Source organism: Streptomyces sp. NC-S4, from assembly GCF_054353315.1.
This window is the reverse complement of the sequence record NZ_CM135937.1, coordinates 1,260,650-1,280,966: the sequence shown is the minus strand read 5'-3', so window position 1 is coordinate 1,280,966 and position 20,317 is coordinate 1,260,650. Positions and strand designations below refer to the sequence as shown.

The following is a 20,317-nucleotide window of genomic DNA, read 5'->3' as shown; positions in this document are numbered from 1 at the left end:
CTCCGGGGCCGTGTGGTGTTTGTCACCACGTGGCCCCGGGTCGTTCGTCCAGGACGGCAGGGGGACCATTGACTGAGCGGAACCCCGTGACTAAATTCTGCTATGCGGATCTAAGCTTCCGTGAAGCGGAAAAGAGGAGAGTGCACGATGGGTCAGCAGGAGAAGGTGGCGACGAGCCTCGCAGGCGCGGTCAGCGAGGGCATCAGCGCCTCCCTCGCGCCGGTGGACGCGGAGCTCGCGCGCCACTACCCGGGCGACCCCGGCACCCGGCAGCCCATCCACACGGTGTACGTCCCCGGTGACGTCTTCGCCGCGGACACCATCCGCTCCTGGGGCGACCAGGCCCTCGCCGCCCTCGACGAGCACGCCCCGGACGCCGCCACCTTCGCCAAGGTGCTCGGCATCTCCGACGAGCTGGCCGTACCCGTCTACGACCGCGTCCGCGCCAAGCTGCTGAGCGAGCCCGTCGAGGACCTCCGCGTCGACTTCGAGGACGGTTTCGGCGTCCGCTCCGACGAGGAGGAGGACCAGGCCGCGGCCCGCGCCGCCCGTCTCGTCTCGGAAGCCTTCTCCAACGGCACCAACGCCCCGTACATGGGCATCCGCATGAAGTGCATGGAGTCCAACGTCCGTGACCGCGGCATCCGCACCACGGACATCTTCCTCTCCGGCCTGCTGGAACACGGCGGCCTGCCCGAGGGCCTCGTCCTGACCCTGCCGAAGGTCACCTACGCCGAGCAGGTCAGCGCCTTCGTCAAGCTGCTGGAAGCCTTCGAGACCACCCGGGGCCTGCGCCCGGGCCGGATCGGCTTCGAGATCCAGATCGAGACCAGCCAGTCCATCGTCGCCTCCGACGGCACCGCCACGGTCGCCCGGATGATCGAGGCCTCCAAGGGCCGCGCCACCGGCCTGCACTACGGCACCTTCGACTACAGCGCCTGCGTCGGGGTCTCCGCCGCGTACCAGTCGAGCGACCACCCCGCCGCCGACCACGCGAAGGCGATCATGCAGGTAGCGGCCGCCGGCACCGGCGTACGCGTCTCCGACGGCTCCACCAACGTGCTGCCGATCGGCACCACCGAGCACGTCCACGAGGCCTGGAAGCTGCACTACGGCCTGACCCGCCGCGCCCTGGCCCGCGCCTACTACCAGGGCTGGGACATGCACCCGGCGCACCTGCCGACCCGCTACGCGGCCGTCTTCACCTTCTACCGCGAGGGTCTGGAGGCCGCCGCCGCGCGCCTGAAGGCGTACGTCGCCAAGATCGAGGGCGACGTGATGGACGAGCCGGCCACCGCCAAGGCCCTGGCCGGCTACCTGGTCCGCGGACTCGACTGCGGCGCGGTGGGCACCGACGAGGTCACCGCCCTCACCGGCCTGACCCGCGCGGAACTGGACGCCTTCGCCATCCCGCGCCGCTCGGCCACCCTGACGGCGACCAACTGATCCCGGCGCCACGAGCGGCCCGGACCCGGATCACCGGGGCCGGGCCGCCGCCGCGTGCGGGCCCGGCAGCATCCAGAACCGCAGGGTGCCGTCCTCCCCGGCGGCTGCGAGCAGGCTCCCGTCGGGGGCGAACGCGACGCCGCGGACGGCGCCGGTGTGCCCGGTCAGCGGCAGGCACGAGGCGGCCTCACCCGTGCGCGCCTCCCACAACTGCACGGTGCCGTCCGCACCGGCACTGGCGAGCAGTCGGCCGTCGGGGGCGAAGGCGAGGTCGTTGACCGGCCCGGCGTGGGCGTCGACGACCGGGCCTTCGACGGGGTGATCGCCGCCCGTGCGCCACAGCCGTACGGTCCCGTGGTCGTCGGCGGTGGCCAGCAGGGCGCTGTCCGGGGAGAACGCCACGGTCCTGACCGAGGTGCGGTGCCCGTTCAGCAGCGGACCGACCTTCCGGGCGGCGTCCGGATAGCAGATCTCGACCCTGTGGTGCACGGCCACGGCCAGCATCCGGCCGTCGGGGGCGTACGCCAACGTCCTCGCGCTGTCGGCTGCCGGGGAAAGATGGACGGTCGCGAGCCCGCCGTCGACCGCGTTCCACAGCCGCACCCAGCCCGACGAGCCGATCCAGGCGGCCCTGCGCCCGTCCGGGGTGAACGCCACCCGCCTGACCAGGGAGACCGGGCGGCTCGGGGGACCGTCGCGCCCGCCCCACGTCCACAGGGCCGCCGGGCCCCGCTCCAGCGGGAACTCCAGAGCGCACGGCCCTTCCTCCGGCAGCGGCAGCGTCCCGGGCAGCTCGGCGCGGGTCGTCGGGTCCCACACCGCGATCTCCCGGTCCTGGGTGCGTACGTACACGCGCGCGCCGTCCGGCGAGAACGCCACGCCGTACAGCGGTACTCCGGTCTCGGAGGACACGGCCGGCAGCGCGAGGGCGTGCCCCTCGGCACGGGCCGCGGCCAGGGCTCGGTCGGCCAGCGGGCGGGGGTCGGGGACGCGCTGGTAGATCACCACCGTGCGACCGTCACCCGAGCCCGCCAGGGTGCCTCCGTCGGGCGAGAAGGCGAGCCGGTCCAGCATCTCGGAGCGCCGGGTCGGCGCGGCCAGCGGCGGGGCGGCGCAGGCCCCGGTGGCGGGATCCCACAGGCGCACCGTGCGGTCCGCCCCGGTGGTGGCCAGCAGGGTTCCGTCGGTGGAGAACGCCACGCCCGACACCGTGTGCCCGGGGTGCAGGGGCGGGCCGTGCAGGAGGCCCGTGGTGGTGTCCCACAACTGCGCCCCGTTCTGCCCGGCCGTGGCCAGCAGAGCGCCGTCGGCGGAGAACGCGATCGCGTACAGATCGCCCTCGGCGATGCCGAGCGGCCGTCCCACGCTCGTGCCCGCCCGCAGGTCCCACAGGCGGACCGAGTGCCGTCCCGACAGGGCGGCGAGCAGTGTTCCGTCGGGACGGCAGACCAGCGCGCAGACCTCCCCGATGTGACCCACGAGGGGCCCGCCCGCCGGTGCCCCGGTCCGGGTGTCCCACAGGTGGACCACCTCGTTGTCGGTGGCCGCGACGAGCGTGCGGCCGTCGGGGGTGAACGCGACCACGTCGATGGCGCTGCCGCAGGGCAGCGGCGCACCCACCGGAGCGAGACTTTCGGTGTCCCAGAGCTGCACCGCGCCCCGGAGCCCTTCCGCCCCGACCGCGAGCCTCGGGCCGGCCGGCGAGAACGCGAAGGTGAACGGTGACGCCCCGGTCCTGATCTCGCCCACGGGGCGACCGCCGACGGGGTCCCACAACTCCACCGTCCCGTCCTCGCCCATGACGGCGAGGAGGCTGCCGTCCGGGGAGAACGCCACCGCGATGTTGTTGCGCTCGCTGGTCAGTACGTGGGACCTCGTGTACGTCTCGGGGGAGGACGGCGGAGACGGCGAGGACGCCACGGGCGGCGGTCCGCAGGCGGCCGCTTCGGTGGGCGGCGGGCTCAGCGGCCGCCGGACACCGCGCTCCCGGACCGGTGCGGGCGGCTGATGGGCCGCGAGGGTCCGCCAGCGCTGCCGCCAGGGTTCCAGCACGGGGGAGGTGTGCGGCGGGACGGCGGTCGGGCGGCCGTACTCGTCGTACGAGTGCAGCACCCGCACCAGCGTCATCAGCTTGTCCAGGCCCGGCAGCCGCTTGCCCCGGAACGCGTCGCTCAGGGTGGCGACGGGCAGTCGCCCGCCGGCCCCGGACTTCACCGCACGCGATCCCAGCTCCCGGTACGAGGGATTGCCCCGCTCGATGCGGAGGCGGCGCAAGTCCGCCGCGAAGCGGCCCAGTTCTTCCCCGAAGGCGATCTGCCCGTCCATCCTGCTCCCCGAACCGTGCGGAGCACCAGGCTAGGCGTCCGCCCGCCGCAGGGTCCCGAACTTCGCCGAACGGCCGCGAACACCTCGGTCCGATCCAGGGAGTTCGGTGGGTATCGACGCGCTGCGGATCCGTTCGGCCGGGGAGGGACCGGGCCCGGCGGCCCGTTCCAATCGAGGCATGACCACACCTTCGGGCGACGACGCCCACTTCGTGACCCTGCATGCCGCCGTCGTGCTGATCGCCGCCGCCCTGATCGGCCTCGCGGCGGGCGGCCTGGCCTTCCTGGGGGGCACCGGCCCGGCCCTGGCCGTACTCGCCGGGCTCTCCGCCGCCGGGGCGGCCGTGCCCGTGCTGCACGGGCTGATCCGATGAGGTGAAGGGTCAGCCGGCCGGCGGGATCTCGCCCGAGCCCCGGGCGATCAGGCGGGTCGACAGCTGGATGCGGCACGGGGTCAGGTCCGCGCCCGCGAGGCGCTGGAAGAGGCGGTCCGTGGCCACCCGGCCCAGGGCCGCCGGGTCCTGGGCGACCACCGTCACGCCCGGGCGCAGCAGATCGGCCAGCTCGAAATCGTCGAAGCCGACCAGCGCCACCGGCCGGCCGTGCGCCGCGAGGACCCGTACCAGGGTCACGGTCACCCGGTTGTTGCCGGCGAAGACGGCGGTCACCGGGTCCGGGCCCGAGAGCATCGCCCCGGCCGCCGCCGCGACCCGTTCCGGGGCGGTGGACCCGAGCGAGATCCACGACTGATCCACCGGCAGACCCGCCTCCGCCATCGCCGAGCGGTAGCCGCGCAGCCGTTCCACCACCGTGTGGATGCGGGGCTGGTCGCCGATGAAGCCGATCCGGCGGTGGCCGCCCGCGATCAGGTGGGCCACCCCGCCCCGGGCGCCGCCGAAGCTGTCCGAGAGGACGACATCGGCCTCGATCCGGCCCGCCGGGCGGTCCACGAACACCGTGGACACACCGGCCCGCATCTCCGGCTCCAGGTAGCGGTGGTCGTCCCCGGCCGGGATCACGATCAGCCCGTCCACCCGGCGGGCGCACAGCGCGAGCGCCAACTCCCGTTCCCGGTCCGGGTCCTCGGCGCTGGAGCCGTTGATGAGCAGCGCCCCGTGCGCGCGGGCCACCTCCTCCACCGCCCGGTTCAGCGGGCCGTAGAAGGGGTCGGCGAGATCCTCCAGGACCAGGCCCACGGTGGCGGTGCGGCCCTTGCGCAGCACGCGGGCACTGTCGTTGCGGCGGAAGCCGAGGGCCTCGATGGCCTGCTGGACCCGCCGTTCGGTCTCGGGGGTCACCCCCGGCTCCCCGTTGACCACGCGCGACACCGTCTTCAGGCCGACGCCCGCCTGGGACGCCACGTCCTTCATGGTCGGCCGGTTGCCGTAGCGGGGCTCGGACGGGCGGCGGTTGTCGGGCACGGTGGTGAATCCTCCGGGGCTCACGTGCGGGGCTGTGACCTTGAGGATAAGCACTGGGCCGATCGTGAGGTTTTCGTGGCAGGCTGGGGCGGGCAAGCCACTGGGGGCTCCGGACGAGCCATGGGGAGAGGGGTAGACGTGATTGTCTGGATCAACGGCACCTTCAGCGCCGGAAAGACCAGCACGGCCCGCGAACTGACCGGAATCCTGCCGGACAGCACCCTGTTCGACCCGGAGCTCGTCGGCGACGCGCTGCGTGTCCTGCTGCCGCCCAAACGACTGGCGGAGGTCACCGACTACCAGGACCTCCCGAGCTGGCGGCGGTTGGTGGTGGACACGGCCGCGGCGATGCTCGCCGAACTGGGCGGGGTGCTCGTCGTACCGATGACGCTGCTGCGCCAGGACTATCGGGACGAGATCTTCGGCGGGCTGGCGGCTCGGAGGATCCCGGTGCGGCACGTGTTGCTCGCTCCTGCAGAAACGATCCTCCGGGAGCGGATCGCGACCCGGGAGGAACCCGGGGAGCCCGCCGAGGTCGACCTACGGGTCCGCCGGTGGGCGTACGACCACATCCCGGTCTACCAGCAGGCCCTCGGCTGGCTGACCGCCGACGCGCACGTCGTCGACAACAGCCTGCTGAGCCCGCGGGAGACGGCGGAGCGCATCGCCGACGCCGTCCGCTCGGAGACTGCGAAGGTCTGCGACATCGTGCAGACACCGGAGCCCACCCGGGAGACGGTGGCGGCCGGGGTACTGCTCTTCGACGAGCAGGACCGGGTGCTGCTGGTGGATCCGACCTACAAGGCCGGCTGGGAGTTCCCGGGCGGAGTCGTCGAAGCGGGCGAGGCGCCCGCGGGCGCGGGCGTACGGGAGGTCGCGGAGGAACTGGGCGTCGTACTGGAACGGACGCCCGGGCTCCTGGTGGTCGACTGGGAGCCGCCCCAGCCGCCCGGCTACGGCGGACTGCGCCTGCTCTTCGACGGCGGCCGCCTCTCGGAGGAGGCGGCGGCCCGGCTCCGGCTGCCCGGCCCGGAACTGCGGGCCTGGCGCTTCGTCACGGAGGCCGAGGCCGCCGATCTGCTCCCGCGACACCGCTACGAGCGCCTGCGCTGGGCCCTGCGCGCCCGCGAACGCGGCCACCCGCTCTACCTGGAGGCGGGCGTCCCCACCGGCTGATCCGGCTGCCCTGCTTGCTCCGACCGCTCCGACCGCTCCGACGGACGCAGGGCGGCGGCGACCAGGCCTTCGAGGGCTTCGCGCGGCACGTCGCCACCGCCCACCAGCCGGTCGAAGACCAGCCCGTCGAGGCAGGTCAGCAGGGTGTGGGTGCGGTTCTCGACGTCCGTCGCGCGCACGCCGTGCCCGGCGAGGAACAGCCGGACGGCTTCGCGGCCGGCGTTCTCGCGCGGTACGAGGATCTCGCGCAGCTCCGGGTCGCGCACGCTCTCCACGGTGCAGGCGTACCGGGCGAGCGAGCGGCGGCGGCCCTCCCCGGCGAGCCGGCGGCGGGTGAGCGCCACCATGCCGTCCACCAGTTCCCCGACGGTGCGCGGGAGGGGGAACTGCTCGGCCGTCGCCCGCAGTTCCGCCTGATCGAGCTGGACGAGCCGGGTCACCAGGGCCGTGAGCAGCGCGGCCCGGGTGCGGTAGTACGCCGACGTGGTGCCGGGAGGCATGGCCGCCCGGCGGTCGACCGCGCGGTGGGTCAGGCCGCGCATGCCCTCGTCGGCGAGCACGTCGAGAGCCGCGTCCGCGAGGAGGGTGCGCCGATCGGCAGGCAGGGTTTCCATGGTCCCTTTCTACACCTGTAGTAACCCCGTGGCGGCTCGGGTAGGGTCGGTCTTCTACAGGTGTAGAAGGGGTGGGTCGGGCATGGGCAGCACGGCAGTGGTCGTCGGAGGGGGCATCGGCGGGCTGGCCGCCGCGATCGGTCTGCGCCGCATCGGCTGGGACGTCACGGTCGTCGAGCGCGCCGGCGTGCTCGACGACGCGGGAGCGGGCATCTCGCTGGCCGCCAACGGCCTGCGGGCACTGGACGCACTCGGCGTCGGCGCGGCGGTACGGGAGGCGTCGCGAGGCCAGTACACCGGTGGCACCCGCACGCCCGGCGGCCGTTGGCTGGCCCGGATGGACGGCGCGGAGCTGGAACGGGCCGTGGGTACGCCGATCATGGGCATTCCCCGAGCCACCCTGCACCGGCTGCTGCGCGCGGCCCTGCCCGCCGGAACGCTCCTGACCGGCCGCGAGGCGGGACCCGTCACCCGGATCGGCCCCGCGACCGTCCGGGTCGACCGGGGCGGCACGGCCCTGGACGCCGACCTCGTGGTGGCGGCCGACGGCATAGGCAGCAGGATCCGCGGCCGCCTCTTCCCGGCCCACCCGGGACCGGTCCACAGCGGCTCCGCGGTGCTGCGGGCCATCACCGCGGAGCCGCTCGCCCTGCGCACCGACTTCGAGCTGACCTGGGGGCGCGGCGCAGAGTTCGGGCACATCGCCTTCCCCGACGGCCGGGCCGAGTGGCACGCGGTCCTCGGCCTCCCCGCCGGGACGCGGTTCGCCGACCCGCTCGCCGAACTGCGCCGGCGGTTCCAGAACTGGCACGACCCGATCCCGGCCCTGCTCGACGCCACCCGGCCCGAGGCCGTGCTCCACCACGACGTCGGCGAACTCCGCACGCCGCTCCCCTCGTACGCGGTCGGCCGGATCGCGCTGCTCGGCGACGCGGCGCACGCGATGACCCCGAACCTCGGGCAGGGGGCCTGTCAGGCACTGGAGGACGCGGTCGCTTTGGCCGCCGCGCTCGGCAGCGAAGCCACCGTCGAGGCGGCACTCGTCCGCTACGACGCCGAACGCCGACCGCGCAGCCAGGCGGTCGCCAGGGCCGCACGGCAGGCCGGACGGATGGGCCACCGGCTCGCCCATCCGCTGCCCGTCGCCCTGCGCAACACGGCGATGCGGCTGACTCCCTCCCGCACCGCCGTGCGCATGATCCTCCGGCACCACGCCTGGGAACCACCGGGGCTGGGCTGATCCGCGCAGCCCGCCGACGGCCCGCGGGCGGCCCCGGTGGCGGGCCTCAGCCGGCAGCGGCCGCCTCGTGCGCCGCCTTCGTGAGCGCCTCCGCCGTGTTCTCCGTCAGCGGATCCCCGTGGCCGAAGCAGGCGATCGACGGGGCGAGCGCGGCCAGGCGCCGGAAAGCGGTGATCGCCCGGGCGCGGTCCACGTTGAAGACGCCCAGCATGAGCGGGCCGACGGCGGCGACGCAGTCACCGGTGAACAGCACGCCGTGGCGCGGAAGGTGGATCCCGATGCTGCCGTCCGTGTGGCCGGGGGCGTGGACCACGTACGCCCCGTCCCCGAAGCCCAGCGCCTCCCCGTCCTCCACCTCGTGGTCGACCCGGGTGGGCGGGGCCTCGGGGACGGTCAGGCCGCGCGCGTACAGCGGGATCTCCCAGTCCAGCAGCACCGGTTCGGGCATCGGCAGCTCGCCCCGGATCACCGGCGCGTCCAGGCGGTGCGCCAGCACCCGCGCGCCCCAGCGGGCGGCGAGCTCATCCGCCGCCCCGACGTGGTCGCGATGGCAGTGCGTGAGGACGATCCGCTCCAGCCGCTCGGGCGTCGGCCCGAGGGAACGGATCGCCCGTTCGATCGCGTCGGCGGATCCGGCATGGCCCGCGTCGATCAGGGTGAGGGCTTCGCCGTCCTGCCAGAGATAGGCCTGGCCGATGGGGAAGCGGAGCATGTGGAGCCGGTTCGGCAGTACTTCGACAAGATCCATGAGGTCAACGTACGGACGGCCTGGCCCCTCCCGGCGTCGAGTTCGCCGGGAGCGCAGTACGCCCGGGGCGCACTGCGCCCCGGGCGTACACGCCGCGGCCGATCGACCGCCCGCGCGGGTCAGGCGCGCTTGGACTCCGCGTAGTTGACGAGGAAGAGGGCCTCCGCCACCGACAGGCGCTCCAGCTCCTCGGGCGACACGCTCTCGTTGACCGCGTGGATCTGCGCCTCCGGCTCGCTCAGCCCGATCAGCAGCATCTCCGCATCCGGGTACAGGGAGGTCAGCGTGTTGCACAGCGGGATCGACCCGCCCATGCCACTGATCTGCATCTCCTGGCCGGGATAGGCGGCCTCCAGGGCCGAGCGCATCGACGCGTACGCCGGACTGTCGGTGTCCGCCCGGAACGGCTGGCCCTGGCCGACGACCTCGAGTTCGAGGCGCGCCTTCCACGGCGTGTGCGCCTCCAGGTGGGCCTGCAGCAGCTTGACGGCCGCGGCGGTGTCCACGCCCGGCGGCACCCGCAGGCTGATCAGAGCACCGGCGCTCGCGTGCACGGACGGCGTCGCGCCGACCACCGGCGGGCAGTCGATGCCGAGCACCGTGACGGCCGGGCGGGCCCACAGCCGGTCCGCGATCGTGCCCTCGCCGATGAGCTCGACCCCGTCCAGGACCTTCGCGTCGGCGCGGAAGTCCGCCTCCGGGTACTGCAGGCCCTCCCACACCTCGTCCGAGGCCAGCCCGTCCACGGTCGTCGAACCGTCCGCCGCGCGCAGCGAGTCGAGTACGCGGATCAGTGCGGCCAGCGCGTCGGGGGCGGCGCCGCCGAACATGCCCGAGTGCAGGTTGCCGCCCAGCGTGTCGATCTTCACCTTGACCAGGCACATGCCGCGCAGGGTGGCCGTCACCGTCGGCAGGCCGAGGCGGAAGTTGCCCGCGTCGCCGATGACGATGGTGTCGGCGGCCAGCAGTTCCGGGTGCGCCTCGGCGTACTGCTGGAGGCCGCCGGTGCCCTGCTCCTCAGAGCCCTCGACGATCACCTTCACGTTCACGGGCACACCGCCGTTGGCCTTCAGCGCGCGCAGCGCCAGCAGGTGCATGATGAACCCGCCCTTGCAGTCGGCCGAGCCGCGCCCGTACCAGCGGCCGTCGCGCTCGGTCAGCTCGAAGGCCGGGGAGGTCCAGGCCGCGTCGTCGAGCGGCGGCTGGACGTCGTAGTGCGCGTAGAGCAGCACGGTCGGCGAGCCCTCGGGGCCCGGGAGGAAACCGTAGACCGACTGGGTGCCGTCCGGGGTGTCGAGCAGCGCCACGTCCTGGAAGCCCTCGACGCGCAGGGCGTCGGCCACCCAGTTCGCGGCGGCCTCGCTCTCGCTCTTGGGGAACTGCGCCCAGTCCGCCACCGACTGGAAGGCCACCAGCTCGGTCAGCTCCTGCTTGGCGCGGGGCATCAGCGAGGCGATGGTCTCGGCGATCGGATTCTGGGACATGGGCACGCTCCTTTTGGGTGCGACGTTGTTCTCCGTGTACGCCGCCCGCATCCGCGGGGTGTGCGTATGCCGGGTACGGCGAAAGACAGTCTTGATCCTCGCACAGCGGAACGGGGCGGTGTCTCGCCGTAGGATTTCCCCGGCATCGGAGCAACCGGGTGATCAGGAGCAGCAACACATCGTGAGCAGCGACGACGACGTACGCGACGCAGACGCAGGCATGGGCGCGAGCGCGGAGGCGGGCGCGAGCGCGGACGCAGGCGTGGGCGCAGACGCAGGCGCGGGCACGGGGCAGGACGCCCGAGGGGCGGACGACGGGGCGGCCGGGGAGACCGGCGAGGTGTGGGACGTGGTCGTGGTCGGGGCGGGACCGGCCGGGTCCTCGGCCGCGTACGCGGCGGCGACGGCCGGGCGGCGCGTCCTGTTGCTGGAGAAGGCCGAGCTGCCCCGCTACAAGACCTGCGGCGGCGGCATCATCGGCCCCTCGCGCGACGCCCTGCCCCCGGGCTTCGTGCTGCCCCTCAAGGACCGCATCCACGCGGTCACCTTCTCGATGGACGGGAAGCTGACCCGCACCCGGCGCTCGAAGCACATGCTGTTCGGGCTCATCAACCGTCCGGAGTTCGACGCCGGCCTGGTCGCCGCGGCGGAGAAGGCCGGCGCCACCGTCCGTACGGGTACGGCCGTGGCCCGCGTCGAACAGCACGGGGCGGCCGTTCCCGACCGGCGCACCGTCGCCGTGGTGCTCGCCGACGGGGAGACCGTGCTGGCCCGCGCCGTCGTCGGCGCGGACGGCAGCGCGAGCCGGATCGGCGCGCACGTCGGCGTGGAGATGGACCAGGTGGACCTGGGCCTGGAGGCGGAGATCCCCGTCCCGGAGACGGTCGCCGAGGACTGGAAGGGGCGGGTGCTGATCGACTGGGGCCCGCTGCCCGGCAGTTACGGCTGGGTCTTCCCCAAGGGCGACACCCTGACCGTCGGGGTCATCTCGGCCAAGGGCGAGGGCGCCGCGACCAAGCGCTATCTGGACGACTTCATCGCCCGGCTCGGACTCGCCGGCTTCGAACCGGCCGTCTCCTCCGGGCACCTGACGCGCTGCCGCAAGCCCGATTCGCCGCTCTCGCGCGGCCGGGTGCTGGTGGCGGGCGACGCGGCCGGACTGCTGGAGCCGTGGACCCGGGAGGGCATCTCCTTCGCGCTGCGCTCCGGTCGGCTGGCGGGGGAGTGGGCGGTGAAGATCTCCGAGGCCCAGGACGCCGTGGACGCGCGCCGCCAGGCCCTCAACTACGCCTTCGCGGTGAAGGCCGGGCTGGGCGTGGAGATGGGGGTCGGCAAGCGGATGCTGAACCTCTTCGAGGTCCGGCCGCGGATGCTGCACGCGGCGATCACCGGCTTCGGTCCGGCCTGGCGGGCGTTCGCCCGGATCACGCGGGGCTCGACGACGCTGGCCGAGCTGGTGCGTACGTACCCGCTGGCGCGCAAGGCGCTGCACATGATGGACGCCCGGCAGGCGGCAGCGGCCCGCAGCGGCGGGGGCAGCGGCAGCGGCAGCAAGGGCTGAAGGGCACCGTGCACGGGGGAGGCGCGGGCACCGGTCCCGACTGGTCGGGCGGCTCGGGCCTCCTCGGGGTGGACCAGCCGGAGGTCGTCCTGGCGGCCTTCCGGCGCGGGGAGCCGAAGGTCGGGGTGGCGGTGATCGGGCTCGCCCTCAACCACGCCGACCCGGAGGTCGTGTTCCCCGTGGTCGCGCGGGCGATGGAGTCGGCGGACCGGGAGGTCCGCCGGCAGGGGGTCATCGCCCTGGCCCACGTCGCGCGGCTCCACCGCACGGTGGACCGGCGCTGTCTGGAGCTGCTGCGCGGCTGCCCCCGGGGCAACGAGGCCGACGACGACCTGTGGTCCTTCGTGCCGCACCGGGAGCTGCCGCTCTGGCTGTGGCGGCACCACCTGTGGGAGCGGCTGGTGGACCGGCTGCGCCGGCCGTTCGGCTGAGCCGGACGGGTGCGGGCGGGGCGGTCGCCGTCCGGGGGCCCGCCTCCGGGAGACGGCCGCCCTCGGGGCCGGCCGTCCGTGGGGTCAGCCGGAGACCGTGATCCGGAAGACCGGGTGGTCGCCGGCGGCCGCCCGCAGTTCGGCGTCGGAGGACTTGGCGGTGACCCCCTGGAAGAACCGGTTGACCTCCCACCCCCACTTCTCCAGGTAGGCGCGCAGGATGTCGGCCTTCAGCACCGGGTCGGTGATCTCGGTGACGGTGAACGCGCGCACCTTGCGCCCCACGCGCAGCTCGCCGCCGCCCGCCACCCGCATGTTGCGGACCCACTGGGAGTGGCCGCGGGCCGAGACCAGGTACTGGGCGCCCTCGTAGGTGTGCGGGTTGACCGGGATCCGCTGCATCTCGCCGGACTTGCGGCCGCGAACCGACAGCTCGGCGCTGCCCGCCAGGCTGATGCCGAAGCGGGCCAGCTTGCCGAAGAGCGCGTTGAAGCGGGCCTCGAACGGGGTGGCCTGGACGTAGTACGGGGTGGGCGCGTTCATCGTGACCTCCGGGGCCGCTTTCTTCATCGAGAGAGCACTGCTCTCGCTTGAGAGCAGTGTGCACGGATCGGTGCGCCAAAACAAGAGCAGTGCTCTCGAAATAGAGCGGCAATCCGTTTTCTGGGCAGTGCTCCGTTCGCGTGGCAGACTGACCCGCATGAATACCGTGCGAGGGGCAAGGGAGCGGGCCCGCGTCGAGGTCACCGCCGCCATCAAGGACGAGGCGCGCCGCATGCTCGCGGCGGAGGGTGCCCCCAGACTCTCCCTGCGTGCCGTCGCCCGCGAGCTGGGCATGGTCTCCTCCGCCCTCTACCGGTACTTCCCCAGCCGGGACGAACTGCTCACCGCCCTCATCATCGACGCGTACGACAGCGTCGGCGCGGCCGCCGAGGCGGCCGACGCCCGCGCCCGCGCCGCCGGGGCCCCGCCCCGAGCCCGCTGGATCGCGGTCTGCGAGGCCGTCCGCTCCTGGGCGCTGGAGCACCCGCACGAGTACGCCCTCATCTACGGCTCCCCTGTCCCCGGCTACAGCGCCCCCACCGACACCGTGGGCCCGGCCTCCCGCGTCGGCAACACCTTCATCGGCATCCTCCGCGCCGCGTACGAGGGCCCCGGCCTCGGCCTCCCGCCGCTGCCGCCCGCCCTGCGCCCCGAGGCCGAGCGGATGACCGCAGACTTCGCCGAGGGCCTGCCCCCCGCGGTCACCGCCGCTCTGGTCGCCGCGTGGGCCCAGCTGGTCGGGCTGCTGTCCTTCGAACTGTTCGGTCAGTTCAACCGGGTCGTCGAGGACCGCACCGCCTTCTTCGCGCACGCCGCCGGCCAACTGGCGCACGGGGTCGGACTGCCGGCCGTATGACGGGAGGGCGGCGGCGCGGACCGTTGTGGAGATCCGGGAGATTCACATGATGAGGGGATGGCTCGCTCTTCTGTTCCTCATGCGAATGCGGGCGGTTCAGCCTTGAACGAGGGGCCGCGCGTCTAGTGTTCCTCGGGTCGCCCCCTTCCGCCGCCGGAGGAAACGTTCATGCCCCGCGCCGTGAAGGCCCTGTACGCAGCCGTGGTCACTGCCTTGCTGGCCGCGTCGGCGCCCGCCATCATCGCCGCGGCGCAGGACGGGCCGCGGCCGGCCGCCCCGGCGTCCACCGCGCCGCCCCCCACCCCCCGGACGCCGGGCGTGCGGGGCCTGGAGATCGGCGTCCCCGCGTACGTCTGGGCGAACGACCCCATGCTGAGCGACCTCACCGCCACCGCTCCGGCCCCCTCGGTGGTCGTACTCAACCCGGGGAACGGCGACTCCCCGTTCGACGGCCCCTGGCGCGCCCGTGCCGACGCACTGCGCGCCCGCACCACCTCCACCGGCGAGCGGACCCGGGTGCTCGGCTACGTCCACACCGACCACGGCAACCGCGACATCGCCGCGGCCAAGGCCTCCGTCGACAACTACCTCAGGACCCCCGACGGCCGCCTCCACGTCGACGGCATCTTCTTCGACGTCGTCAGCCGCGACTGCGGCCCCGCCAACGCCACCCGCGACTACTACGCCGAGCTGCGCCGCTACGTCCAGGACACGATGGACGCCGCCGACCCGGCCGCCCCCGACCTCGTCGTCAACAACCCCGGCACCGCCATAGCCGACTGCTACCTGGAGCCGGGCCACCGCACCGCGGACGTCTTCGTCACGTTCGAGGACACCTACGCGGCGTACACCGGCGTCGGCTGGCTCGGCGGCAACGTCTTCGACCCCCTCTCCGGCTACCGCTCCGGTGCCGAACTCGACCCCAGCGGGACGGCGTTCTGGCACCTGGTCCACGACGTCCCCGACCCCGGCGCGATGCGCGCCACCCTGCGCACCGCCTTCGACCGCGGCGCGGGCTACGCGTACGCGACCAGCACGGTCATGCCCAATCCCTGGAACGCGGGCCCGACATGGAAGTACCGCACCCAGACCACGTACGCGGCCACCCTCGGCTGAAGGCGAAAGGGCGGCGAACCGGTCGATCGGCATCCCGGGACGCCGAGGGATGGGCCGTCGTCGGGCACCACAACGACGTCCTCACCCATGTCGGCCCCGACGAGCTCGTGGACGCGTCGGACATCGCCGTCGGGTTGTACGGACGTTCCAGGCGCCATCAGGACGGCATCGAACTCGACGTCGTCCACGTGGAGGACAAACGCGGCGCGGCGGATCCGGCGTAAGCCGCCGGCGCGACCTGTCATGGACGCGGCATTCAGGCATCCGGTCGCGCTACGCCGTGCCCGGCTCAGCGCCCGTCGTTCTCCGGGCGGCGGGCGAACCCGAGCAGCACGTGGGTGATCCGGAGCAGGAACACCGCCGCCGCCAGGATCCCGCCCGCCACGGCCAGGATGCCGCGCGTCGACGGGGCCAGGGAGAACGCGAGCGTGGGTCCGTACACCGCGCCGAACGCGAGGACGGCCGCGAAGCAGGCGCTGACGAAGGCATAGCCGATCTCGATGGTGATCGCGTCCCGGTCCGCCTGCGTACGTCGTCGCTCCATGCGTGGAGTGTCACAGCGTGCACGGCCCGTCACAAGCCCCCCCACGCCGCGCCGGCCGTCGGCCCGGTCAGATTCCGGCCGTGTCCGTCCACAGCCGGGCCAGTGCCGGGTCGCCCGTCACCCCCGGACCCGCCAGCGGGAGGCGGTTCCACAGGGCCGCGTACAGCCAGGCCGCCTCCCCGGTCAGCTCGCAGTCGGCCGCCTCGCCCGTGTCGCCCCGCACCGTGAGGGCCGGCGCCGCCGACAGGTGTACCGTCCACACCCCGCCCGTGTCGGCGGCCCGCACCCGGACCACCTTGGGCCCGGCGGTCCGCACCCGGCTGCGCGGCCGGGCGTGGAAGCCGGTCAGCAGCTCGTCCACCCCGTCCTCCGCGAACTCCGGCTCCACCGCCGAGAACAGCACGCCGAGCGCAGCCTCCGCGTCCATCCGGTGCACGGTGGTCTCGTGCGCCTGCCGCCGGGCCCAGAACGCCACCGGCGAGGCCGGGACCGTCGGCAGGTAGGTCCAGCACTGCACATCGGCCGGCGCCTCGTTCAGGATCCGCACCAGGTCCGCGTGGCCCTCCCGGAACCAGGCCAGCAGCTCGCCGCCGACCAGCTCCGGCGCGTCCGGGAAGCCCGCCGGCTCCAGCCGCCCCTCCGCGACGTACGCGGCGGCCCAGCGGTGCACCGAACCGGTGTGCCGCAACAGGTCGGTGACGCGCCACCCCGGGCAGGTGGGGACCGGGGAGTCCGTACCGGCGCGTTCGGCCACCTCGGCGAGCAGCTCGCCCTCGCGTGCGAGGGTCTTCACATGTTCGGTGATCTCCATGCCGTGAGTCCTCTCGGTCCGCCCGTGACAATGGAGAGCATGGACGGGGAACTCTTTCCGCGCGAGCCGACCGCGATCGCCCCCGGCGCCGTGCACGTGCCGGACTGGCTCGGGCCGGGGCGCCAGGGCGAGTTGCTGGCGGCCTGCCGCGCCTGGGCGAGGCCCCCCGCCGGCTTGCGCACCGTACGCACCCCGGGCGGCGGGGTGATGACCGCCCGCCAGGTGTGCCTCGGCCTGCACTGGTACCCGTACGGGTACGCGCGCACCGCCGTCGACGGTGACGGGGCACCGGTCAAGCCGATGCCGCCGTGGCTCGCCGAGCTGGGGCGCGAGGCGGTGACCGCCGCGTACGGGGAAGCGCCGGAGCCCGGGCCCGGGACGGCCTACGACATCGCGCTGATCAACTTCTACGCCGGCGACTCCCGCATGGGCATGCACCGCGACGCCGAGGAGCGCTCCACCGCGCCGGTGGTCTCGCTCAGCCTCGGCGACACCTGCGTCTTCCGCTTCGGGAACAACGCCTCGCGCGGGCGCCCGTACCGGGACGTCGAGCTGCGCAGCGGGGATCTCTTCGTCTTCGGGGAGGAGAGCCGACTGGCCTACCACGGGGTGCCCAAGGTCCTGCCGGGCACGGGCCCGCGGGAGCTCGGGCTCACCGGGCGGCTGAACATCACACTCCGGGTGGGCGGGCTGGGCTGAGCGGCGGCACCCGGCACCCTCCGATCATGCGAGGATCGATGCCATGAACGGCAACGGGGCCCCGCCGCGGGTGGGGGATGCGACCGCGCCAACCGCGTCCGGTACGGCTGCGCGGACCAGGCTGGAACGGGGGCGCGGCGCGCTCGGGCCGGCGCTGGAGCTCGTCCACACCGGTCGTGCCCCGACCCGCGCCGTGCTGACGGCCGAGCTCGGGGTCACCCGCGCCACCGCCGGAGCGGTCGCCGCCGAGCTGGAGGCCCTCGGGCTGATCCGCGTCGATTCCCGCCCGGCCGGAGCCGTCGGGACCGGCGGGACCGGCGGAGCCCAGGGGCGCCCCTCGCACCGGCTCTCGGTGGCCGAGGACGGCCCGGTGGCGCTGGCCGCCCAGGTGCACTCGGACGGTTTCCGCGCAGCCCTGGTCGGCCTCGGCGGCCGCATCGTGGCCACCGCCCCGGGCAAGGTCACGGTTTCCGCCGACCCGGCGCAGGTGCTCGGCGCGGTCGTGGAGGCGGGCGCGGAGCTGCTCGTGCAGAGCGGCCGCCGCTGCGTCGGCGCGGGTCTCGCGGTCCCGTCGGCGGTCGCGGAGCCGGACGGTACGGCGCTGAACCCGCTGCACCTGGCCTGGCCGGCCGGCTCTCCGGTACGGGCCATCTTCGCGGAGTGCGTGAAGGCGGCCGGGATCGACGGCCCGGCCCTGACGGGCAACGACGTCAACCTCGCGGCCCTGGCCGAGCACCGGCACGGCGCGGGGCGCAGTGCCCAGCACCTGCTGTGCGTGGCCACCGGGCACCGCGGGGTCGGCGGGGCGCTGGTGCTGGACGGCCGCCTGCACAGCGGGAGTTCGGGCCTGGCCCTGGAGGTCGGCCACCTCACCGTGAACCCCGAGGGGCGGGCCTGCCACTGCGGCAGCCGCGGCTGCCTGGACGTGGAGGCGGACCCGCTCGCCTTCCTCACCGCGGCGGGCCGCAGCCCCGGCCCCGAGGTGTCGCTGCTCCAGCAGGCTCGCGACCTGCTGCGCGACGAGCCCGCGGAACCGGCGGTACGGGCGGCCACGGAGGAGCTGATCGACCGGCTCGGGCTGGGCCTCGCGGGCCTGGTGAACATCCTCAACCCGGACCGGATCATCCTGGGCGGGCTGCACCGGGAGCTGCTGTACGCCGACCCGGAACGGCTGCGCGCGGTGGTCGCGGACCGCAGCCTGTGGGGACGCAGTGGCGGGGTGCCGATCCTGCCGTGCACCCTGGACCACAACAGCCTGGTCGGCGCGGCGGAGCTGGCGTGGCAGCCGGTGCTCGACGATCCGCTGGGAGCCCTGGCCTGAGGGCTGCCCCGCGAGGACCGGGCCGGCCCCGGCCGGCCTGCGCGGGCCTTACCCGCGCAACGGGCCGGGCCCCGGGGCCCGCGGGTGGTCACCCGGGCCGGGCGCCGACCGGTGATGCCACCGGCAGGTCCGTCGCGACGGCTCCCGGATCGACGGCCAGGAGCACCGCGCGCGCCGGTTCTCGTACGGGCGTGGTCCGGATCGTGACCGGCCGCACCGGCGCCGCCCGGGCCGGGGCCGCCGTGAGTGAGAACCACACCGCCTTCCCGGGGCCGTCGGGCCGCTCGCGCGCCCCCCAGGCCTCGCTGAGGGCTTCCACCAGGGCGAGCCCGCGGCCGCAGGTCTCCAGCGCCTCCGCCTGCGTCCCCCGGACGACCGGCAGCCGCGGATCGCTGTCGATGACCGAGACCGTGAGGCGTCCGAGCCGGAGCTCGATCTCCACGATGCAGGTCTTGTCCGGCTGCGCGTGGCGGTGGACGTTGCTGAGCAGTTCCGTCACACCGAGCGCAGCCCGGTCTATGAGCGGGTCGAGCTCCCAGTGGCGCAGTTGTGCAGAAACGATTCTGCGGATTTGGCCGATCCGCGACGGCAAGGCCTGCAGTTCGACGACGCAGTGCCTGCGGGAATGAGTGATCACGGCTGCGACTCCCCGACATGAGTGTTACGGGTGCTGCACCCTCGGTGATGCTCCACCAGGGTCACTCACCGTGCCGCGCAGTGCAACCGAACGCGATCGAAAGGGATTCGCATGGATCCCCAAAGCGAACGTTTGTGCAGGTGGGAGGGGTACATTGCGAAGAAGGGGGGAGAAGTTCACCCACGAAGGAGCGCGGCACATGAGCACCACCGGCACCACCAGAACCACCGGTACGACTGCCACGACCGTCGACGTCGATCGCAGCGACGCGGACTACCGGGCCTGGCTGAAGGAGGCGGTCCGCAAGGTCCAGGCCGATGCCAACCGCTCCGCCGACACCCACCTGCTGCGCTTCCCGCTCCCCGAGGCATGGGGCATCGACCTCTACCTCAAGGACGAGTCCACGCACCCGACGGGCTCCCTCAAGCACCGCCTCGCGCGCTCGCTGTTCCTCTACGCGCTCTGCAACGGCTGGATCCGCCCCGGCCGCCCGGTCATCGAGGCCTCCTCGGGCTCCACCGCCGTCTCCGAGGCCTACTTCGCCAAGCTGATCGGTGTGCCCTTCATCGCCGTCATGCCGCGCACGACCAGCCCGGAGAAGTGCCGGCTCATCGAATTCCACGGCGGCGCGTGCCACTTCGTGGACGACCCGATGAAGATGTACGAGGAGTCGGCCGAGCTCGCCGCCCGAACGGGCGGGCACTACATGGACCAGTTCACCTACGCGGAGCGGGCCACCGACTGGCGCGGCAACAACAACATCGCCGAATCGATGTACCAGCAGCTGCGCCTGGAGCGGTACCCCGAACCCGCCTGGATCGTGGCGACCGCCGGCACCGGCGGCACCTCGGCGACCATCGCGCGCTACGTGCACTACATGCAGCACGACACCCGCGTCTGCGTGCCGGACCCGGAGAACTCCTGTTTCTTCGACGGCTGGACCAACAACGACCCGGACGCGCGCAGCGATTGCGGCTCGCGCATCGAGGGCATCGGCCGGCCGCGGATGGAGCCGAGCTTCGTGCCCGGGGCCATCGACCGGATGATGAAGGTCCCGGACGCGGCGAGCATCGCCGCCTGCCGCGCGCTGGAGACGGCCATAGGGCGCAAGGCGGGCGGCTCGACCGGCACCGGCGTGTGGAGCGCCCTGAAGATCATCTCGGAGATGGTCGCGGAGGGCCGCACGGGCAGCGTCGTCACCCTGCTGTGCGACCCGGGCGACCGCTACCTGGACAAGTACTACTCCGACGAGTGGCTGGCGGCGCAGCGGCTCGACATCGCCCCGTACGCGAAGACCATCGACACGCTGCTGACGACCGGCGTCTGGCGCGAACCGGCCGCCTGA

At 73.8% G+C, this 20,317-nt stretch carries 20 protein-coding genes; 11 read left to right on the top strand and 9 right to left on the bottom strand.

Annotated features, from left to right (window positions below; translation table 11 throughout):
* The first annotated feature begins 147 nt into the window (after positions 1-147).
* Complete coding sequence (locus ACXNSR_RS05340; protein WP_382593691.1) at positions 148-1,446, top strand: DUF6986 family protein; 1,299 nt, start codon at positions 148-150, stop codon at positions 1,444-1,446.
* 30 nt (positions 1,447-1,476) lie between these two features.
* Here ACXNSR_RS05340 and ACXNSR_RS05335 read toward each other — a convergent pair whose 3' ends face one another.
* Positions 1,477-3,771: a WD40 domain-containing protein gene (locus ACXNSR_RS05335; RefSeq protein ID WP_458640985.1), complete on the bottom strand. Its 2,295-nt coding sequence runs from the start codon at positions 3,769-3,771 to the stop codon at positions 1,477-1,479.
* Positions 3,772-3,949: 178 nt separating this feature from the next.
* On the opposite strand from ACXNSR_RS05335, the gene ACXNSR_RS05330 reads away from it, so the two are divergent.
* Positions 3,950-4,144 (top strand): hypothetical protein, encoded by a 195-nt coding sequence (locus ACXNSR_RS05330; RefSeq protein ID WP_458640984.1) that lies wholly within the window; start codon positions 3,950-3,952, stop codon positions 4,142-4,144.
* 9 nt (positions 4,145-4,153) lie between these two features.
* Here ACXNSR_RS05330 and ACXNSR_RS05325 read toward each other — a convergent pair whose 3' ends face one another.
* Positions 4,154-5,140 (bottom strand): LacI family DNA-binding transcriptional regulator, encoded by a 987-nt coding sequence (locus ACXNSR_RS05325; RefSeq protein ID WP_458643572.1) that lies wholly within the window; start codon positions 5,138-5,140, stop codon positions 4,154-4,156.
* Positions 5,141-5,311: 171 nt separating this feature from the next.
* Here ACXNSR_RS05325 and ACXNSR_RS05320 point away from each other — a divergent pair, with 171 nt between their 5' ends.
* The gene (locus tag ACXNSR_RS05320) at positions 5,312-6,367 is read left to right on the top strand and encodes an NUDIX hydrolase (protein WP_458640983.1); all 1,056 of its coding nucleotides are present in this window, start codon (positions 5,312-5,314) and stop codon (positions 6,365-6,367) included.
* On the opposite strand, the gene ACXNSR_RS05315 is transcribed toward ACXNSR_RS05320, so the two are convergent.
* Complete coding sequence (locus tag ACXNSR_RS05315) at positions 6,337-6,972, bottom strand: TetR/AcrR family transcriptional regulator (RefSeq protein ID WP_458643571.1); 636 nt, start codon at positions 6,970-6,972, stop codon at positions 6,337-6,339. The two genes, ACXNSR_RS05320 and ACXNSR_RS05315, sit on opposite strands and share 31 nt — an antisense overlap.
* Positions 6,973-7,063: 91 nt before the next feature.
* Here ACXNSR_RS05315 and ACXNSR_RS05310 point away from each other — a divergent pair, with 91 nt between their 5' ends.
* Positions 7,064-8,221, top strand: a complete 1,158-nt coding sequence (locus ACXNSR_RS05310) for an FAD-dependent monooxygenase (RefSeq protein WP_458640982.1) — start codon at positions 7,064-7,066, stop codon at positions 8,219-8,221.
* Between the two features lie 46 nt (positions 8,222-8,267).
* On the opposite strand, the gene ACXNSR_RS05305 is transcribed toward ACXNSR_RS05310, so the two are convergent.
* Positions 8,268-8,969, bottom strand: coding sequence for an MBL fold metallo-hydrolase (locus tag ACXNSR_RS05305; protein ID WP_458640981.1), 702 nt, complete (start codon positions 8,967-8,969; stop codon positions 8,268-8,270).
* Positions 8,970-9,088: 119 nt separating this feature from the next.
* Positions 9,089-10,453: a M20/M25/M40 family metallo-hydrolase gene (locus ACXNSR_RS05300; protein WP_458640980.1), complete on the bottom strand. Its 1,365-nt coding sequence runs from the start codon at positions 10,451-10,453 to the stop codon at positions 9,089-9,091.
* 220 nt (positions 10,454-10,673) lie between these two features.
* On the opposite strand from ACXNSR_RS05300, the gene ACXNSR_RS05295 reads away from it, so the two are divergent.
* Together ACXNSR_RS05295 and ACXNSR_RS05290 are read left to right on the top strand one after the other, a co-directional pair.
* On the top strand, positions 10,674-12,014 hold the full coding sequence (locus ACXNSR_RS05295) for a geranylgeranyl reductase family protein (protein ID WP_458643570.1): 1,341 nt from the start codon (positions 10,674-10,676) through the stop codon (positions 12,012-12,014).
* Between the two features lie 8 nt (positions 12,015-12,022).
* Complete coding sequence (locus ACXNSR_RS05290; protein WP_458640979.1) at positions 12,023-12,445, top strand: hypothetical protein; 423 nt, start codon at positions 12,023-12,025, stop codon at positions 12,443-12,445.
* An 84-nt stretch (positions 12,446-12,529) separates the two neighbouring features.
* Here the strand turns inward: ACXNSR_RS05290 and ACXNSR_RS05285 are convergent, their stop codons facing one another.
* Positions 12,530-12,988, bottom strand: coding sequence for a nitroreductase/quinone reductase family protein (locus ACXNSR_RS05285; RefSeq protein WP_458640978.1), 459 nt, complete (start codon positions 12,986-12,988; stop codon positions 12,530-12,532).
* 157 nt (positions 12,989-13,145) lie between these two features.
* Between ACXNSR_RS05285 and ACXNSR_RS05280 the strand changes: the two genes are divergently transcribed.
* Positions 13,146-13,844, top strand: coding sequence for a TetR/AcrR family transcriptional regulator (locus tag ACXNSR_RS05280; RefSeq protein ID WP_458640977.1), 699 nt, complete (start codon positions 13,146-13,148; stop codon positions 13,842-13,844).
* 168 nt (positions 13,845-14,012) lie between these two features.
* Positions 14,013-14,960: a spherulation-specific family 4 protein gene (locus ACXNSR_RS05275; RefSeq protein WP_458640976.1), complete on the top strand. Its 948-nt coding sequence runs from the start codon at positions 14,013-14,015 to the stop codon at positions 14,958-14,960.
* 289 nt (positions 14,961-15,249) lie between these two features.
* On the opposite strand, the gene ACXNSR_RS05270 is transcribed toward ACXNSR_RS05275, so the two are convergent.
* Together ACXNSR_RS05270 and ACXNSR_RS05265 are read right to left on the bottom strand one after the other, a co-directional pair.
* A complete protein-coding gene (locus ACXNSR_RS05270; protein ID WP_458640975.1) occupies positions 15,250-15,504 on the bottom strand; it encodes a DUF6332 family protein in 255 nt (84 codons plus the stop codon).
* 67 nt (positions 15,505-15,571) lie between these two features.
* Positions 15,572-16,315: a maleylpyruvate isomerase family mycothiol-dependent enzyme gene (locus ACXNSR_RS05265; RefSeq protein WP_458640974.1), complete on the bottom strand. Its 744-nt coding sequence runs from the start codon at positions 16,313-16,315 to the stop codon at positions 15,572-15,574.
* 39 nt (positions 16,316-16,354) lie between these two features.
* Between ACXNSR_RS05265 and ACXNSR_RS05260 the strand changes: the two genes are divergently transcribed.
* Positions 16,355-17,014, top strand: coding sequence for an alpha-ketoglutarate-dependent dioxygenase AlkB family protein (locus ACXNSR_RS05260; RefSeq protein WP_458640973.1), 660 nt, complete (start codon positions 16,355-16,357; stop codon positions 17,012-17,014).
* A gap of 43 nt (positions 17,015-17,057) precedes the next feature.
* Positions 17,058-18,335: an ROK family protein gene (locus tag ACXNSR_RS05255; protein WP_458640972.1), complete on the top strand. Its 1,278-nt coding sequence runs from the start codon at positions 17,058-17,060 to the stop codon at positions 18,333-18,335.
* A gap of 88 nt (positions 18,336-18,423) precedes the next feature.
* Here the strand turns inward: ACXNSR_RS05255 and ACXNSR_RS05250 are convergent, their stop codons facing one another.
* Positions 18,424-18,972 carry an ATP-binding protein gene (locus ACXNSR_RS05250; RefSeq protein ID WP_458640971.1) on the bottom strand — a complete coding sequence of 183 codons (549 nt, stop codon included), beginning with the start codon at positions 18,970-18,972 and terminating at the stop codon, positions 18,424-18,426.
* A gap of 199 nt (positions 18,973-19,171) precedes the next feature.
* On the opposite strand from ACXNSR_RS05250, the gene ACXNSR_RS05245 reads away from it, so the two are divergent.
* Complete coding sequence (locus tag ACXNSR_RS05245) at positions 19,172-20,317, top strand: PLP-dependent cysteine synthase family protein (protein ID WP_458640970.1); 1,146 nt, start codon at positions 19,172-19,174, stop codon at positions 20,315-20,317.

Coding starts and splice junctions, on each gene's coding strand:
- ACXNSR_RS05340 (WP_382593691.1), top strand. CDS start 148: ATGGGTCAGCAGGAGAAGGTGGCGACGAGCCTCGCAGGCGCGGTCAGC.
- ACXNSR_RS05335 (WP_458640985.1), bottom strand. CDS start 3,771: ATGGACGGGCAGATCGCCTTCGGGGAAGAACTGGGCCGCTTCGCGGCG.
- ACXNSR_RS05330 (WP_458640984.1), top strand. CDS start 3,950: ATGACCACACCTTCGGGCGACGACGCCCACTTCGTGACCCTGCATGCC.
- ACXNSR_RS05325 (WP_458643572.1), bottom strand. CDS start 5,140: ATGAAGGACGTGGCGTCCCAGGCGGGCGTCGGCCTGAAGACGGTGTCG.
- ACXNSR_RS05320 (WP_458640983.1), top strand. CDS start 5,312: ATGGGGAGAGGGGTAGACGTGATTGTCTGGATCAACGGCACCTTCAGC.
- ACXNSR_RS05310 (WP_458640982.1), top strand. CDS start 7,064: ATGGGCAGCACGGCAGTGGTCGTCGGAGGGGGCATCGGCGGGCTGGCC.
- ACXNSR_RS05305 (WP_458640981.1), bottom strand. CDS start 8,969: ATGGATCTTGTCGAAGTACTGCCGAACCGGCTCCACATGCTCCGCTTC.
- ACXNSR_RS05300 (WP_458640980.1), bottom strand. CDS start 10,453: ATGTCCCAGAATCCGATCGCCGAGACCATCGCCTCGCTGATGCCCCGC.
- ACXNSR_RS05295 (WP_458643570.1), top strand. CDS start 10,674: ATGGGCGCGAGCGCGGAGGCGGGCGCGAGCGCGGACGCAGGCGTGGGC.
- ACXNSR_RS05285 (WP_458640978.1), bottom strand. CDS start 12,988: ATGAACGCGCCCACCCCGTACTACGTCCAGGCCACCCCGTTCGAGGCC.
- ACXNSR_RS05280 (WP_458640977.1), top strand. CDS start 13,146: ATGAATACCGTGCGAGGGGCAAGGGAGCGGGCCCGCGTCGAGGTCACC.
- ACXNSR_RS05275 (WP_458640976.1), top strand. CDS start 14,013: ATGCCCCGCGCCGTGAAGGCCCTGTACGCAGCCGTGGTCACTGCCTTG.
- ACXNSR_RS05270 (WP_458640975.1), bottom strand. CDS start 15,504: ATGGAGCGACGACGTACGCAGGCGGACCGGGACGCGATCACCATCGAG.
- ACXNSR_RS05265 (WP_458640974.1), bottom strand. CDS start 16,315: ATGGAGATCACCGAACATGTGAAGACCCTCGCACGCGAGGGCGAGCTG.
- ACXNSR_RS05260 (WP_458640973.1), top strand. CDS start 16,355: ATGGACGGGGAACTCTTTCCGCGCGAGCCGACCGCGATCGCCCCCGGC.
- ACXNSR_RS05255 (WP_458640972.1), top strand. CDS start 17,058: ATGAACGGCAACGGGGCCCCGCCGCGGGTGGGGGATGCGACCGCGCCA.
- ACXNSR_RS05245 (WP_458640970.1), top strand. CDS start 19,172: ATGAGCACCACCGGCACCACCAGAACCACCGGTACGACTGCCACGACC.